Below are 17,199 nucleotides of genomic sequence, written 5' to 3' on the forward strand. Positions count from 1 at the left end.
TATAGCTGCCTATTGTTAAATATATTGGGAGGTTTTCAGGTTTATGAATGATTATCTGGCCGGTTCCCAGACACCGTCTGCATTTACATAATAGCCGTCCGGTGTCCACTCAGCCATATAAAGGGAGCCGTATGGACGCCCTGCGCCCTCCATGTAAACCCAGGTTTTTAATGCTTCATCATACGCCCAGGTCGGCTGCGGTGCATACGGATTTAAGTATACATATCCTAAATCCGGAATCAGCTGCCACTCCGTCAGCATCTCTCCCGTTGCCGGATCCAGATAATACCATCTGCCGTCCTGCGGATCCAGATACCAGCCCGTCCGCATGCCTGTGTTTTCGTCCACATAGTACCATTTGCCTGCGCTGTAATCATAGACCCAGCCCGTCCGGATATATCCGTCGGCTCCAAATGCCCACCATGCGCCCCGGAGCTGTTTCCACACAACCTGTTCAACCTGCCTGCCGGTCGCCGGATCCAGAACCAGGCTTCCGGACAGATACGTGCCATTTGACAGGCGGTAGCGCCATCCGGCACTCTCTTTTACCCATGTGCTGGTACTTCTGTCGCGGCCGGAAGTGGCCGTTCCCTGCGGATTGCCTGGGGTGGACGGGGTCGGATTCGATGGATCCGGTTTCGTCGGATCGGACGGGTCAGACGATGCTTTCTTTGTCTGGACCGCGACCGCCTCGCTGGCTGCGGATGCTGTCGTATTGACACCTTCTTTGAGTCTCACATAGAAATTGTAAGTCGTTTCCGGTGTCAGCCCGGTAAATACCGGTGAATCCTGCCATTCTCCCTGATCCACGCAGTATTCCAGTTCATATCCTGCCGGAATCGCGGTTCCATCCACAAATGCAGACGGTGCTTCCAGGGTCACGCTGGTGTCTGTCCACGCTGCTGCCTGCGGTGCTTTCGGGGTCTTTGTTGCTATTTTTTTGATCGTCAGGCGCACTGTAATCGGATCACTCTTATAATTTACGTTGCTGTCCGGGATCTTAATCCTACAGGAATACGTTCCCGCATTGGTCGGCGGTGTCGTGCTGAAATAAACGGTTCCGTTCACACCTTCATAGTGAACCTCATACTGACCCTGAAACTGTTCCGAAAGATCCTGTCCACCTATCGTTGCCTGAATTCCATCCCCCACAGACTTCGGCGTTCCATCGTAATCAACCTCTTTATCCGTACCATTCAGTGTAACCTTATCTTTGTCCCCAAAATACACATGGGTCTCAACATCCTGCGCCGGCATCTTAAAGGAAGCCGTCCATTTGCCGTCGGATTCGGTAAATTTCGGCGGGTAAATAACTACAAGTAAACCACCGCTGTATGTAAGGCATGCATTCTTGTTCGGATTCTCCTTCATCCGTCTGACACCTTCATCTGTCAAGGTCGCCGTTACCTGCTTCCCGGCGTTTACTGTAGTCTTGTCCAGCGTATAATAAGAACTGCTTTCCGGCTTCTGCGTGATCGAAAATACCGCAGTTGGATCATCCTGGACCTCGATATCCACAGCTACCATGCCCGGTCCTTCTAAGTATACATAGAGAGTCGGGAGACCGGTTGTATTATCTTTTTCGATGTAATAATCGCCGTTCTCTTTAAGTTCTGCTCTACTATTTACCTTTTTCGGTGTAACTGAACCTTTCTTATACAACGACATTGATTTTATATTAAATTTTTTAAACTGCTTGCCTTTGATAATCTTTGTTACTTCCAGAGAGCCAATATGGTCCACTCCACTCCACTCTTTGGTTTCAAAGGCTGCCGTTGTTCCCCAGGTACCCCATTCCTGTCCTACGAACCAGGTATACTGGTACGCGTTCATATTTTCCGCATAGGAAACCTGTACGGAGGCATTTGAACACGGCATCGTAAAGCAATACACCGTCGGATTCTCCAGATTGCAGATTGCCGCATCCACCTGTGAATCATTCCCATCGGTAATTGTCACCTGGTGTACGACATCTCCCGAATCCAGACCCGTAAATGCAAGGTAAACTTTTTCTCCGGCTTTCCGTGAAAATGTAAATGTACCAGTTTCACTACCTGTCGTAGAAATCGGATTTATTCCATTTATTGCATCTTCCAGAGATGCATAGGCTTTCACGACTGCATTCGGAGAGTTGGTATTCTTCTTCTCCCGTCCTACTGTAACCATGTGCTCCGCCGTATCAACTGTCAGCTGGCATACTGCCTGCTTGGAAGGATCCGCCACGCTGGTGGCTGTGATCGTATAAATTCCATTTGCCGCAGCCGCAGCGGTTACCAAGCCGTCCTCTACCTTGACTGCCGCCGGATCACTGCTTTTCCACGTCACATCTCTGGACGCTCCGTTTGCCACATCGACGGTCGCAGTGAGCTGGACGCTTCCTCTCGGATAAATCGTCTCATCGGTCTTATCCAGCGTAATTCCAGTAACCGACGGTTTCAGATCCAGCGTCAGATTCGGACGTAAGGTCTGGTTTTTCAGAATCGGGAAGGCATACTCGCCGGTTGAATCCATCGTCCAGGTAGAATCAAAATCCCAGCCCAGTTTTTCATAAAATTCTGAATTTTTCAGTTCTGCCTCTGTTACGTCCGCTCCATATAGCTTGTCTGCCCCCATCGTATTCGGATCTGGGGTCAAAATCGTCCCATCTAATTTTCTCGCAACTGTTCCGGCAAAGCCGTAGTTATTCGTATACTTTCCTGACGTTCCGCCAATCCGGTTGAGCGATCGCATCTCCGGGAAAATGCTGACACAGGAGGAAATCGAACCGTTGTCGGAAATGCCCGCCACGGCTGCGCCAGTGGAATTTTTTGTCAGCGCTTCGCCTGCCGCGTAGCTGTGGGAGATCGTTACGTTGCCGCTTCCTACCAGTCCGCCGATATAAAATCCCTTATCAACGTCCATATCCACAACTGCATAGCTGTTGTCAATGGTTGTAGTTCCACCGGTCCAGCCGACCAAACCACCCGCAAACCCCCTGTCGGTGGTTCTTTTGATTTTAGCATCTGCATAGCAGGACTGAATCTTTACCGAATAATTCTCCATTACGTTTCCAATCAAACCACCTGCCGATTCAATCTTATTCGTTCCATCTGTAGTTTCGATTGTTCCACTGACGTAACAATTTTCTACTGTCAGAGAATCATGTACATCACCCACCAGGATGCCAACTCTCGCCTCATCGCGGGAAGCTTTAATCTCCGCATTTTCTATGGTCAGATTCTTAATTTCACAATTCGAAGAAATTGCTTGAAACAATCCCACATAAACATTGCCGATCACATTCAAGCCTCGAATCGTATGTCCGCATCCATCAAACTCTACTACTGTGTTTGAAATCGGCGTAAATGGATGTTCTCCCAAATCAATATCGCACATCAGCTTTGCTTTCTGCATTGCGTGAGTTTGGAAATACGCAAGCTCCGCCCCGGTACTAATTTGATAATAACCATTTTCATCTTTGGTCGGTTCCACAACTGTCGTTCCATCCCACTGATCCTGCACCCATACCGCCTTAAATGTCACATTTCCTCCCGGCATTGTATAACTTGCACCGCTGGCATATGTATGAATTTCGTCACTCCAGCCTCCGAAATTCATGCCATATACCTTAAAGGGATTCTTCGGAAGCGTAATCACAGTTCCGGCTGCGGCATTTCCCAGTGTCGGCGCAGTTCCCTGTGAATCCTGGCGTCCGGATGCAAAAGTAATTGCATACTTCGCCGCGATTGGAAGATTTATTTCGATTGTTTCTGTTGACGCGCCCTCAGATGTATCGCTCAAAACAATCGTTCCCGTGATACTTCCGTTTTGTCCCGGATCTTCGCCATCCGTTGCCGGTGTTCGATGGAACCCTTTTTCATCGGACCAGCTCGCATGAATTTTTCGATTTGTGATAATGTTCCGTACAGCCTGCAAAATTTCATCCGCTGTTGTCTCATTTGTCACTGTCATCGCCTGCAGCGCTGCCTGTGCCGCTGTTTTAACATCCTCTAAGGTCTGCTCGGAAAATTCATAATTTCCACTCTTCGCCTCCTCGCTGTCACCGTAGGTTGAACCATCTCCCGTTGCCCGGACTCTAAACGTATAGGTTCCGCTCTCTGCAATCTGGGCGGTAAAATCGTGACCGGCTGCATCCGCCCCAAGTGTTACCGGATTCCCCAGTGCTGAACCATCCTTATAGAGCTGTACTTTATAGCCCGATGCATATGCAACCGGACTCCAGACGGTCTTTCCTTTTACTGTCTCATCCCATTTGACATCCGCAGGCGCCGCAAGCTGAACAAGATTTACCTCTTTTTTCAGCACAATTGAACCAATCGAACTTCCCTTGTAATGGACATATAATGTTATTTCATTCGTATTGCCAAGATTCAACGATTTAGCAAATTGAATCTTTATACCCCGTCCATTTTCTGTATTGTCCACTGCAAGAATTGTAACTCCGTCATACTCCGTTCCATCTTCCTCGGATGAAAGTTTAAAATCCTCCGCTTGTAAATTGTCATTTCCGGTATACGTAAGCGCAATTTTTCCATCTGCCGTGACAGTGTCCGCATCGGTTGTCTGGAAAGTTCCTGTCACAATTTGTCCCGAAAGCATGGAAACCGGGTTTGTTTCCATGGTGAAATTAAGAGCTTCTGAATCCGAAATCGTAACTTTTTTCTTAACCGTAAGATATCCGGTCTTTTTGATTGTTACGTCATATTCTCCGTTGGCAAGATCAATGCTAAAATTTCCATCGGAATCTGTTGCCGCCTTTTTCTCGCTACTGCCCTTTTTAAAAGTAATCTCTGCGCCTGCGATTCCGGTTTCTCCAGACTTTACTGAGCCTTTTTTTGTCTCGGTTGCCTCAAGATAATCTGGTATGTCTGTTCCAGAGAATATCTCTACTTCTTTATTATCATTACTTCTCTCCATCTTTAGCGTTGGAAGCTGCTTATCATAAAATTTCCAGTTTTCCGTATCACTTCCCCAGCCAATCATATTTTTCCAGAAATCGGCTGTTAAAAGGTCTGTTTTGGAAACACGCTCGCCACGATGCGACTTTGGCCAATCTTTATAATTTTTATCATTATTTTTATCAAGAAGGATTTCACCACATTTAACCCTCATATCCTGATAGGCAAAATTTTGTCCATCGTTTACATAAGCCTTATCGTTGTCATAACCAAAAATTCGATCTACAAAGTATTTCGATTTTTTTGTGGAAACCTCTTCTTGCAATGCTGCGCTATTGTTAATTGTGACCGTTCGGTTTGGTCCACCAACCAATCCACCTGCACCTTGACCATTTTCACTTGAGACAGTTCCCATTGCAATACATTTTTTGATTGTTACCGCATTACTCCAACTAACAGAACCGATCAAACCTCCTGCCAGAAATTTTCCTTTACTTGTGATATTTGCATTAACAACACAATTTTCAATCGTCAGGGGAGCTTCTTGGGCATTTTGAGCCGCCCCAATTAATCCACCTGCTGCACCATTATTACTTCCTGTCGCTGTGATACTACCGCTAATATAACAATTCTCAATTCTTGCTTTATCTCCTACCGTCTGAGCAATCGCTCCTTGATTTCCATTTCCATCAATCTCTACATCTGGTAAAATTAAATTTTTCACTGTACCATTCGCGACACTGAATAATGGTTTTTTGAGATTCTCTATCGGATATCCATTTCCATCAAATGTCTTGTCATGTAATTTAAGCGGTATCTTCCGGCTCTCCTCTTTAATTTGACTAAAATCAATTTTTCCCTCTAATCGAATACATCCCTGCAAATTACCATACTTACAATATCGAGGATTTGTTGTAATGGTTTCCCAATCTTCTTCATTTTTTATCTGCCACGGTTCTTCTTCCGTTCCCTGCCCTTCTATCCTACCACTATACAACGCAATCCCCGCGTCTCCCACCTGCACATGGATCTCCGGCAAAGCAGTGTCTTCCGGTATCTCTTCGCTTTCCGGAATCACCGGAACATAGGTATAGATCGCCCCATTGTATTCTTCATTGGCTTTATCGTAGCCCTCCCAGGTCTTTTCTTCAGTTTCTTCTGGTTCACCGTCCTCATCGAAGCGGTCAAAATAGTCCTCCGGTGCCAGTCCGCCCTGAAATTCGGAATAGGCGCTGTTTTCCGCATCCAGTTTCCACGTAACACCCGACAAGGTCCGCTCGGTGGTTTCTTCTCCCATCGTCTCACGCACGGCAAGAGTCTCCGGGAACCGGATGTCGGATTCCTTGCTTCCCAGCGGGAGAAGCTGATCGGCGATCGATTCTTCCAACGGTGCAAATTCCAGCGTCGTTTTCGCCTGCTCTTCTTCCAGGACCGTGATCTGGATCACCGGGAGTTCGTCCTCATCTACCTCATAATTGCTGCTTTTCAGCTCTGCACGGAACAGGTAGATGCCCGGATTTTCCCCATCATAACGGGATGCCTGGCTCTCTTCTTCATCCAGAACCCAGCGCACCCTTACTTTTCGCCAGAAACCTTCCTTTTCGTCAATCTCTTCCTCGGTTTTCTCATCCGTCTTGACATCTTCATTCGATTCATCCGTTTTTCCATTCGAAGAATCGGCATCTTCATTCAAATCTGCATTTCCACCCGAAGAACCGGAATCTGTCTTACCGGAATCATCTTTTTCATCGGATTCCTTCTTCCCAGAATCTGAATTTTCGCCCCTTTCATCCGATCCATTCTCTCCAGAATCCGAATCTTCGCCTTTTCCGTCCGATTCACCGTTTCCCGGATTTGCATTTTCATCCTGGGAGTCCCCATTTCCTGCCGAATTTCCATCTTTCCCAGAATCTCCCTGTTCATCTGAACCGGATTCCTCTTTCTCTAAGTCCTCTTCGCCTTTGTCTTTGCTATCCTCTCCGGCATCTTTTCCTTCGGTATCTTCGTTTTCTCCCTTCGCTTCGCTGTCCAGTTTTTCCAGCACGGCATCATCATCTGTGCGGTTGGCAAACGCAACTACATTCTCATCGTTCCCTGCGTCAGGCACATCTTCATTTTGCCCCCCCCGCTGACAAAAACGTCTATGCTGTCCGGCATCTCCAGATCCTGATACCGGGTGCCATAGGGAACTTTCTGATACAGAACCTGTTCCGATAAACTTTCGATCTCCCTGATCTGATAAAAATTCGAGTTCGCATAAACTCTCGGCACAGAGCCATATGAACTGCACGTTATCACTACCACCATTCCTGCTGCCAAGATTCTTCTTTTTCTCCTTCTCATACGCTTTTTCCTCTCATTCTCGAAATCTTTATTATTAGTCATAAAGTGTACATACACAAATGAGTCATAACTATATTTGTATTATAATAAACATCCCTCGCGATTTCAAGACAGGAGCTGTTCTTTTAAGCGCATAAACAAAAAAGAAGCCCGAAAAGCTTGCATTCTCTTGACTTCTTTTTTTATTTCCGTTCTTTATATGATTATTTCTTCAGCGTCTCCGGGGTTCTGCACCATGTCAGGAGCATTTCTTTTAAAAATTCCAGTTCCTGCGTATGGTCTGCCTTGTGATCGTCCGCCCACACAATTCCCTGTGCATAGCGCTCAGCCACTGCCAGCATCGCAATCGCAACGCTTGTAAATAACTGCTGCTCCGGAATATCGGTCCGGATGCTTTTATCACTCCTCGCCTGCTCATAGAACTTATGATACAGCGCTCCTGCCGGCTTCAAAACATCCAGATGTTCAGCCAGCACTTCACCCTTGACCTTCTCCCGGGAGATAAAGTTTTTATAGTTATTACTGAACCGGAGCATTTCCGGTCGTTCCCGGTAAATCCGGATGATCTGGTCCGTATAAAACTCAATGTACTGATACGCCGTGAATGATTCAAATATCTCCGGTCCCTTTTCTTCCAGAATCTCCTTCCAGAGATCGCCCCAGATTTTTCCGCTGATCGCTATCACAAGCTTGACCTTCGTCTGATAATAGTTATATAGGGTCGCAACGCCCACTTCCGCAGCGTCCGCCACCCTCTGTAAACTGACATTCTCGATCCCATATTGCGAAAACAGCCTGAATCCAGCTTCCATCAGCTGTTCTTTCCGGCGCATCGCCTCTTTTTCATCCCGCTCTATATTTCTTGGCATTTCGTCCTCCGCGCCTTTTACTGACGTCTCTTGGATTTTTACAGGTATTCAAACATTTCTTTGGCATCTTCCTTGCGGATGGTCTCCTGTACGCTTGTAATGCGGACCTTCACCGATTTATTGCCGAAGGCAATTTCAATCACATCCCCAACCTTGACCTCCGCGCTGGCTCTTGCCACTTTATCATTCAGCATCACTCGTCCGCTGTCACACGCTTCATTGGCTACGGTTCTTCTCTTGATGATGCGGGATACCTTCAAATACTTGTCTAATCTCATATCTTCCCTTTCCATAACCCTTGCAGGGCATTTTCATCATAGCGGATTTCCCTCAATCCCCATAATATCAAAAGCCCTCCATGATGTATCATCACGAAGGGCTGTCTGTCACACATATATGTCTGAGATAATTATGCGTTTACCATATCCTTTAATGCTTTACCAGCTTTGAACTTCGGAGTCTTGGAAGCTGCGATCGGCATGGTCTCGCCGGTCTTCGGGTTTCTTCCCTCTCTAGCTGCTCTCTCAGCTACCTCAAAAGTACCAAAGCCAACCAGCTGAATCTTTCCGCCCTTAACCAGTTCCTCGGATACTGCATCTGTGAAAGCCTTGATTGCCTTCTCTGCGTCTTTCTTGGAAAGCTCTGCTTTCTCAGCTACAACTGCGATTAATTCTGTCTTGTTCATCGTATATTCCTCCTAGCTTATATCTTTGCACATGAATCCTCTTAGTTTTCTTCGTACATGCCCGCAAATCTTACTTTACATTTATATACATTTCTCCTTGCTTTGTCAAGGTTTTTTGCACTTTTCCTCACATTCCGAACCGACAATCGTTACGACTCGCAAATAGGAATTTTCTAAACTGAAAATTCCGTACGATGCCGTTGAGGCAGCAGATTATTCCGATTTTAAATGCGAAGCATCGCCAAAATCATAGTGTGAAGCACACGCAAGCACTTCACACTGTGATTTTCTGGTGAAAACCCGTGTAGTATCTGTGAAATCCCTTGTGCTTTTATCTCATTTCCGATCATGTTTTCTATCGTTTTTGCATGCTTTTCTCCGTCTTTCAGAATATCGTTTTTACAGGCTTTCGTCAACCTTTTCGTTACAGTTACACTGTCTTCTTTACTTGCCTGAATCCCATTCTTATGGTAAGATCAAATAATGTATATCCGGCCTATTACGGCAAACATATAGAAAGGCTGAAAATTATTATGAAAAAGCAAAAACTATCTTCCCTTCTGCCTATCGCTGTATTTCTGATCTTTTATCTGGGGCTAGGAATCTGGTCAGAATATATCATGAAGATCCCGATGGGCTTTTACAACATTCCGATTGTTGTCGCATTTATGCTTGCGATCCTGACGGCCTGTTTCCAGAACCGTTCTCTTTCCTTTGACCGGAAACTGGAGCTGATGGGGCAAGGCATCGGAGATAAGAACATCATCACCATGCTTCTCATCTTCCTGACAGCCGGAACCTTTGTCGGTGTCGTAGGACGAAGCAGTGCTGAAAGCGTTGCTTATCTGATGCTGTCTCTTATCCCGGCCCGTTTTTCCGTTGCTGTTCTCTTTGTGGTAGCGTGCTTTGTCTCTACTTCCATGGGAACCTCCGTTGGAACCATCACCCTGATTGTTCCGATTGCCACTGCCGTATCTGAGACCTCTGGTTTCTCTCTGGCCCTTTGCGTCGCATCTGTCATCGGCGGTGCCATGTTTGGAGATAATCTCTCTTTCATCTCCGATACAACCATCGCAGCCTGCAACGGTCAGGGATGTGCTATGAAGGATAAATTCCGTGAGAACTTCGGCATCGCACTTCCGGCTGCCATCGCTTCCCTGGCACTTATCCTGGTCGTTTCCTTCCATCAGGATCCGGGAGCTGCCATCATAAAACCATACAACCTGATTCAGCTGATCCCCTATCTTCTGGTATTAGCAGGCGGCATTGCCGGTATTCAGGTATTTGTCGTTCTGTTAGTCGGAATCGTATCCGGTGCCATCATTATGCTGGGCTCCGGCCAGACTACTCCCTGGGAAATGCTTACCAACATGGGTTCCGGCACTTCCGGCATGTTTGAGACCAGTATGGTTGCCATCTTAGTTGCAGCTATGTGCGCACTGATCCGTGAAAACGGTGGCTTCGACGTTCTTCTTAACGTTATTCATCGCATCTTCCGTGGAAAACGCGGCGGTCAGTTTGGTGTCGGCCTTTTAGTTACCCTGCTGGATATCGCAACTGCCAATAACACAGTAGCTATCGTTATGGCCAACCCTATTGCAAAGGAAATTTCTGAAGATTATGGCATCAGTGCCAGAAAGACAGCCTCCCTTCTGGATACCTTTTCCTGTATCTCCCAGGGAATCCTGCCTTACGGTGCTCAGATGCTGGTAGCATTATCGGCGGTTCATGAGCTGGGCTATGAACTGTCTGCCTTTGAGGTCATGCCGCTTCTGTTCTATCCAAGCATGCTGTTTATCAGTTCTTTAATCTGTATCTTTCTGCTTCCAGAGCGCGGAGACCGTGTCAAGGCAAAAAAATAACAGCGGAACCCTTTCCACTGTACACATAAAAAGCTAAACATAAGAAGAGCTGTCCGACTTTCTCGTCATCAGACAGCTCTTTTATGAAATATCTCGAAGTTTCACTATATAACCTCTCTTTCTTAATTTTAACAAAAAAGAGGGCGTGTTCACAATTTATTTACTCATGCGTTTGTCGTGCGCCTTGCTGTGTTTTTTCTGTGAAAAATCATGGAGTATCTGTGAACTTCCTTGCGCTTTCGTCTGCTTTTCGATATATCTGTTATATCAAATACCAGTTTTTATCAAATACAGGACTATCAAAAACAGGATCGATGGACAACCGCCCAGGAGTTTTATCTCTCTTTACGTTTTCCATCGATCCCGTCTTCTTTTTTCTCTCACCGCCTGTTTCCAGGCAGATTTATCTCATTTATCTTTTTTATCCTTCCATCTGACGTCCCAGGAATCCGGCTGCCGTCGCTGCCAGCTTCATCTCCGCCCCTCCAAGCGCCTGCTTTGCCTCCCGGCTGAGGAGAATCACCGCCCCGATCGCATCTCCCTCGCTCAAAATCGGCACAATCACCTCGGCGCTGCTCTCCTCCACCTCATCCGAGGTAATCGGGATAAATGCTTTTTCTCCCCGCGCCGCACAGATATTCTGACGTTCGGAGACTGCCAGCTCCAGCGCCCGGCTGATCGTCTTCTGGTAATATTCCTTCTTTGGTCCCCCGGATACCGCGATGATCTGATCCCGGTCCGCGATGCAGACCATCAGCCCCGTGGACTGCGCCATCGCCTCCGCGTACTGCACGGCAAATGCCGCCAGCTCCACCATCGGTGAATATTTTTTCAATATAATCTCGCCCTCGCGGTCCGTGAATATCTCAAGCGGCGTCCCTTCCCGAAGGCGCAGCGTCCGGCGTATCTCTTTCGGGATGACAACGCGACCCAGATCATCTGATTGTGTCAATCAGGTGCAAAAAATTTTTGTGAAGCCCCGAAAAGCATTGAAATATAAGGATTCTTCAGCTTTTGGAGCTTTCACACCCGTCCTACTCATTGAGTCATTTTAGGACAAAAATCGACATCTTATTCAAAGATGTGAGCCAGTCGTTTCTGACTGGCTCTTTGTTATGCTGTTGCAAACAGATCATCGAACTTCCAGATGATTTCAATATTCTGATTGTCCGTGACATTGATACGCTCAACCGCATCATACATCAGTTCTTTCAGAGCTTCATCATTCATGGAGCTTGTACGCTCAACGATTGCTTGTTCCTGCTTTGCCTGATTTTCCTTTTCAAGAAAATCTTCATACGCAGCTTCTGTTTCCGCAATCTGAACTTTTAATTCTTCCATGCGTTTTTCACGCTCAGAACGGAGAACGATAAAATCCTCCTTGGTTATGCGTCCCTCACGATAGTCAAGGTAACTTTTGACCTTCTGGGTATCACCACTTTCCAACTGGCTTGCAAGTACCTTCAGACGCTGTCTGAGCAAAGCTCCTTCGGAAATGGTATTCTGAGTTTTACCCACAGTTTCGACCGTCATAACGGCAATTTGAGCCTTTAACGCAGCCAGAACAACTTCTTCAATATCCGTCCTGTCCCATCTGACTGATTTGCACGGTTCTGCATCGGTGTCCCAATACGGAGTTACGCAGTAGAAGTGGACATCCGTGCCAAAGGTTCTTTGGAGCTTACGACCGCAATGAGCACAATAGAATGGAAATGAGTTTTCTTTGTTCTTTTTTGTGTGGGGTCTGACCTTACGCAGAGCCGCCTGTGCTGCTTCAAATTCCTCTGTTGTCACAATGGCTTCATGGGCATTTTCATGGTATATCCAATCTTCCTTTGGAACTCTACGCTGTGACTTCGCACGGATCACCATGCTCTCACGAGTGTGATTCACCATGCAACCGGTGTACTTGACATTCTTCAACATATCCAATATTCGGTTATGTGTCCATAACGCTTTGGAAGGGCTGTCTTTTCTTCTGGCAACACCTTTGTACTGTTGCGGAGTGAGGATGCCCTCAGCATTTAACTCTCTGGCAACCTGACTGGTGGATTTACCAGCGATAACATCGGTGAAAATCCTGCGTACAATCGGTGCCGTTTCGGGGTCAATAATCATCTGATGCTTGTTTTTCGGAGAAACCTTGTAGCCATAAGTACAGCAGGTGATATAGCCACCATTACGCTGTTTTGTTCTCATAGCCGACTTGACCTTTTTGGAAAGGTCTTTACTGTAGTAATCGTAAATCAGGTTACGAAAGGCAATGTCCATACCTGCGGTATTGCCAAGATACTTTTCGCTATCGTAATGGTCGTTAATGGAAATCATTCTGACACCAAGGAACGGAAAAATGTGTTCCAGGTAGTCGCCTACTTCCAGATAGTCACGACCAAAACGGGAAAGGTCTTTGACAATCACGATATGGATTTCACCGGCACGGATAAGATCAATCATCCTCTGAAAGTCCGGTCGCTCAAAGTTCGTGCCACTAAAGCCATCGTCGCAGAACTCCATCTGCGGCAGATTAGAAAGGTAAAGGTTCTGTTCGATATGTCGCTGGATCAGCTGACGCTGTGCAGTAACGCTGTTACTTTCATCCTTCGTCCTGTTGGTTCTCTTGTCTACATCTTCCAGAGAAAGACGGAGATAGATGCCAATGCACTTTTTCATATTACGCAACCTCCTTCCTGAGAATGTCGATAGTATCGTAGATAGCCTTGAACTCGTCCATGTGGTTGAACTCAATGCTCAGAGAGCTATCTTTGTTCATCTTCATAGAAACAATCATTGCATCCACCATTTCGGCAGTAACCTCGGTGGCATTGTGATATTTCTTTACAAGTTCAGCCCATTTCTTTTCACCACGGAGCTGTTCTTCAAATCTGTTCGTGGTTCCTTCAAGCTCTGCCAACTGCTTTTCCAAGCGTTTGATCTCGCCCAGAATGACTTCACGGGTCTGTGCATAATCCTCATCAGAGATAAGACCCTCACGCAAATCTCGATAAAGCCCTCCAAACAACCCCTTTTTTTGGTCGAGCTTCTTTTTCAGAGACTTGAGTTCATCTTTCTGTCCATTCTGCTTCGCCATGGCTTTCTTCATAGCCAACAACTGATGCAGACTGTCCTGCATATCTACAAACAGGTCAAGTTGTGCCTGGATTGTAGAAAGCACAGCTTCATCCAAGTCTGCTTTACGCATCTTTTTCGCATTGCAGGCTCTTGTGCCATGCTCGGCATAGGTCGGACACTTAAAGGTAAAGTACACCTTGTCTTTCTTTGTGCTGAAAGAACGGACAAGTTTCATTACAGAGCCACAGTCAGCACAGGTGAATTTCTTCCCATAGATGTTTACGGCTTTCGGTAAGTGGTCATACTTACCGCTGTTTGCCTTTGACTTTTCAGCGGCAGCATTGTTGATAGCCTGAACCTTATCGAACAGTTCCTGTTCAATAATAGGCTCATGGGTATTCTCAACGATGATCCAGTTCTGTTCCTCTGTACGATGGAAGGAAATACCGGCATATAAACATTGAGAAGCCTTTCTCTGAGCCAAATGACCCAGATAAGTAATATCCTTCAGGATCTCAGTAATCATGTGCTTGTTCCAGAGGATAACACGGTCTTTTTGGTTGTTGTTCGTAACAATGCCACGGTTTGCTTTGTACTGCCCCGGAGAGAGAACACCGCTGTCATTGAGCTTCTTGTTGATACCCATGTAGCTCATACCTTCGCTACGCCACAGAAAAATCTGCTTTACGACAGGTGCGGTTTCCGGGTTAATAATCAGCTGATTCTTATTGTTTGGGTCTTTCAGGTATCCATACTTTTCCCATGCACCAATAAAGTCGCCGTTTTCCATCTTGTTTCTCAGGGCAGATGATACCTTGCGAGAGATGTCTTTGGCGTAGTAATCGTTGATGATATTGGAAAGGGACACAGAAAGCTGACCGCTTGCTTCTACGGTGTCGGTATCAAAACCATCATTGATAGCAATGAAACGGATACCGAAGAACGGACAGATTTTTTCAAGGAACTCACCGGTCTCGATATAGTTACGTCCAAGTCTGGAAAGGTCTTTTACTACGATACAGTCAACCTCTTTTGCCTGAACTGCTTCCATCAGCTTCTGCCATTCAGGACGGTCAAAGTCCGTTCCGGTATAGCCATTGTCAACAAAGGTTCCTGCCAGTTCCAGATACGGACGATTGCTTACATACTCATTGAGCAATGCCAGTTGATTTTCGATGGAATCAGAGCTATTCAGATTATCTTCACGAGAAAGACGAGCGTAGATAGCAGTCTTGTGAACGACAGTAAACTGTTCCGCAGCAACGGTCTGACTGGCTAATGCCTGTTGACGGCGCTTTGACGGTCTTGCCATTTAGCTCACCTCCCTTATGAACGAAATCACCTTCTTTGCGTCGGCTTTCGCTTTTTCTTCCTCCAGGAACTCCATAATCGCCTGGAACTGATCTGCGTTATTCAGAACAACATGAACCTGCTTATCCTCGGTAATCTCAATTCTATCAATGAAATTGACTACGACTCTGCGGTTCAGTTCCTGAATGTTTTCGTATTCTCTGAACTGTGCAAGCCAGCTCTGCTGTTCCGTGAGACCAGAACTGATTTGATTTTTATTACCTACCAGACGGGCAATAGCTTCTTTGGCTTCCTGAATGTTCTTGTCGAACTCAGCCTTAAAAATAAAGTATTCCTCACGAGTAATCATTTCTGTCTTGAAGTCCTCGTACACATGAGCTTTCATCTGCTTGTTGTGTTCGATAACTTCTTCCTGTCTGGCAATTATTGAAGCGATACGCTCCATTTCACGGCGCTCCCAAGAGATACCGTTCAATTCCCCAAGGGCAATTTCCAAGTTTAAGGCAAGAGAAACCTGTGCCTGAATGACCGCAAGAGCAGCATCGTAAACAACCTGTTCCTTTACGGTGTGTGCATCACATACCTTGCGATCTACCTTATTGGCATTGCAAACGAAGTACACATACTCCTTGCCTGCGGACTTGGTTTTCTTTCTGGTCATGGTACTCTGGCAATCAGCACAGAACACCTTACCTGAAAACAGATGCACAGAATTATCACCCGAAGGACTTCTTGTGTCCTCAAGCATGAGCTTCTGAACCATATCGAAAATGGAAGGAGAGATAATCGCATCATGTGCGTTCTCCGTTCTCATCCAATCCGCTTCATTTTTTGTGGTTCTGCTTTTGATTTTATGGTTTGGAGTTGTTGTCTTTCCCTGAACCAGAGTGCCGGTGTACATCTCATTTTTCAAAATGCGATAAATCGCTTTTGCGCCCCAATCGGTCTGAATCTGTTTCTTGAAACCAGACTGGTATTTGGAACCACTCTGTCTCTTATATTCATAAGGGGACGGAACACCGTCTTTATTCAGCTTGTCTGCAATCTGTGCAGGACTGAAGCCATCCATCTTCATGCTGAAAATGCTCTGGATGACCGGAGCAACTGTCTGGTCGATGACCAGTTTGTTTTTATCATCGTCAGATCTACGGTAGCCGTAGACCACATGACTTCCAACAAATTCGCCATTTCTTCTCTTGGTCTCCAAGTTGGAACGAATCTTGATGGAAATGTCTCTGCTATAAGAGTCGTTAATCAGGTTTTTGAACGGAAGAATGATTTCGTTGCCTGCCTGCTGAGACTGTGCAGAGTCGTAGTTGTCGTTGATGGCAATAAAACGGATGCCCAGGGACGGGAAAATCTTCTCAATGTATCTGCCGGAATCAATGTAGTCACGACCAAAACGGGAAAGGTCTTTGACAATGATGCAGTTGATTTTTCCTGTTTTGACCTGTTCCATCATTCGCTGAAAGTCAGGACGGTCAAAATTAGCACCTGTATAACCATCATCGCAGAACTCCTGAACCAAAGTGATCTCAGGGTTTCTGCTCAAATAATCTTCAATCAGCTTTCGCTGGTTAGCGATACTGTTGCTTTCTTTCTTCTCGCCAGAAGAAAGGTCACCATCTTCCTTCGATAAACGCAGGTAGATGGCGGCATAGTAAATCTTATCAATACTTTTTTGCATAGTGCGCCACTCCTGTTTGTTAATCGTCCGAAGCTGAAAAAACAAACCGGAGTTTTCGCATGATTTTGTCCAAGGCTATGTTACCATAGCGGACTGCGAAAATCCAGTTTGTCACCGCATTAGTATCTCGCCAATTTCTTCCAACGGATTTATCCGTTACATAGAAGCAATCATGTTGATGAAGTTGTCAGTAATCGTATTCTGCGTATTTGCAAACGACACTCTCACAACCGTGTTGCCTACTTTGAACTGGTAAGGATTTTTAATCTGCTCGATAAAGGATTTGATTCTTTCCTCACTCGGCAAAGAGCGATCAATTTTCACATCTCGAATATCCACCAGCTGTTCAGCTGCTGTAGATTTTGTCGCTTCACTTCTTGTCATCTGCAATCACCACCTTCGTTTATCATTCTTGCCAAAATCTCCCTGAGTTATTCATGGAACCTCATCGGCAAAAGTATAGGCAGCCCCACAA

General features: G+C 46.0%; 11 protein-coding genes. 1 reads left to right on the forward strand and 10 read right to left on the reverse strand.

Annotation, left to right across the window (positions count from 1 at the left end; genetic code table 11):
• Positions 1–51 precede the first annotated feature (51 nt).
• The 5 genes from DWX68_RS12675 to DWX68_RS12695 form a co-directional block, all read right to left on the reverse strand.
• The gene (locus tag DWX68_RS12675) at positions 52–7,005 is read right to left on the reverse strand and encodes a ZmpA/ZmpB/ZmpC family metallo-endopeptidase-related protein (protein ID WP_118629731.1); all 6,954 of its coding nucleotides are present in this window, start codon (positions 7,003–7,005) and stop codon (positions 52–54) included.
• A complete protein-coding gene (locus DWX68_RS12680; RefSeq protein ID WP_182432190.1) occupies positions 6,975–7,217 on the reverse strand; it encodes a hypothetical protein in 243 nt (80 codons plus the stop codon). Before DWX68_RS12680 ends, DWX68_RS12675 begins: the two co-directional genes overlap by 31 nt.
• 227 nt (positions 7,218–7,444) lie before the next feature.
• A complete protein-coding gene (locus DWX68_RS12685) occupies positions 7,445–8,110 on the reverse strand; it encodes a TetR/AcrR family transcriptional regulator (protein WP_118629735.1) in 666 nt (221 codons plus the stop codon).
• A 38-nt stretch (positions 8,111–8,148) separates the two neighbouring features.
• Positions 8,149–8,388: an RNA-binding S4 domain-containing protein gene (locus DWX68_RS12690; RefSeq protein ID WP_022346712.1), complete on the reverse strand. Its 240-nt coding sequence runs from the start codon at positions 8,386–8,388 to the stop codon at positions 8,149–8,151.
• 131 nt (positions 8,389–8,519) lie between these two features.
• The gene (locus DWX68_RS12695; RefSeq protein ID WP_022360642.1) at positions 8,520–8,795 is read right to left on the reverse strand and encodes an HU family DNA-binding protein; all 276 of its coding nucleotides are present in this window, start codon (positions 8,793–8,795) and stop codon (positions 8,520–8,522) included.
• A 533-nt stretch (positions 8,796–9,328) separates the two neighbouring features.
• Here DWX68_RS12695 and DWX68_RS12700 point away from each other — a divergent pair.
• Positions 9,329–10,657, forward strand: a complete 1,329-nt coding sequence (locus DWX68_RS12700) for a Na+/H+ antiporter NhaC family protein (RefSeq protein WP_117796660.1) — start codon at positions 9,329–9,331, stop codon at positions 10,655–10,657.
• 421 nt (positions 10,658–11,078) lie between these two features.
• Here the strand turns inward: DWX68_RS12700 and spoVT are convergent, their stop codons facing one another.
• The 5 genes from spoVT to DWX68_RS12725 form a co-directional block, all read right to left on the reverse strand.
• On the reverse strand, positions 11,079–11,609 hold the full coding sequence (spoVT, locus tag DWX68_RS12705) for a stage V sporulation protein T (protein WP_118629737.1): 531 nt from the start codon (positions 11,607–11,609) through the stop codon (positions 11,079–11,081).
• Between the two features lie 161 nt (positions 11,610–11,770).
• Positions 11,771–13,327, reverse strand: coding sequence for a recombinase family protein (locus DWX68_RS12710; RefSeq protein ID WP_118629739.1), 1,557 nt, complete (start codon positions 13,325–13,327; stop codon positions 11,771–11,773).
• Between the two features lies 1 nt (position 13,328).
• On the reverse strand, positions 13,329–15,038 hold the full coding sequence (locus tag DWX68_RS12715; RefSeq protein WP_118629741.1) for a recombinase family protein: 1,710 nt from the start codon (positions 15,036–15,038) through the stop codon (positions 13,329–13,331).
• Positions 15,039–16,724 (reverse strand): recombinase family protein, encoded by a 1,686-nt coding sequence (locus tag DWX68_RS12720; RefSeq protein WP_118629743.1) that lies wholly within the window; start codon positions 16,722–16,724, stop codon positions 15,039–15,041.
• A 156-nt stretch (positions 16,725–16,880) separates the two neighbouring features.
• The gene (locus tag DWX68_RS12725) at positions 16,881–17,108 is read right to left on the reverse strand and encodes a DUF6870 family protein (RefSeq protein WP_118629745.1); all 228 of its coding nucleotides are present in this window, start codon (positions 17,106–17,108) and stop codon (positions 16,881–16,883) included.
• Between the last annotated feature and the right edge of the window lie 91 nt (positions 17,109–17,199).

The organism is Clostridium sp. AF20-7 (genome assembly GCF_003479275.1).
GTDB lineage: Bacteria > Bacillota > Clostridia > Lachnospirales > Lachnospiraceae > Otoolea > Otoolea fessa.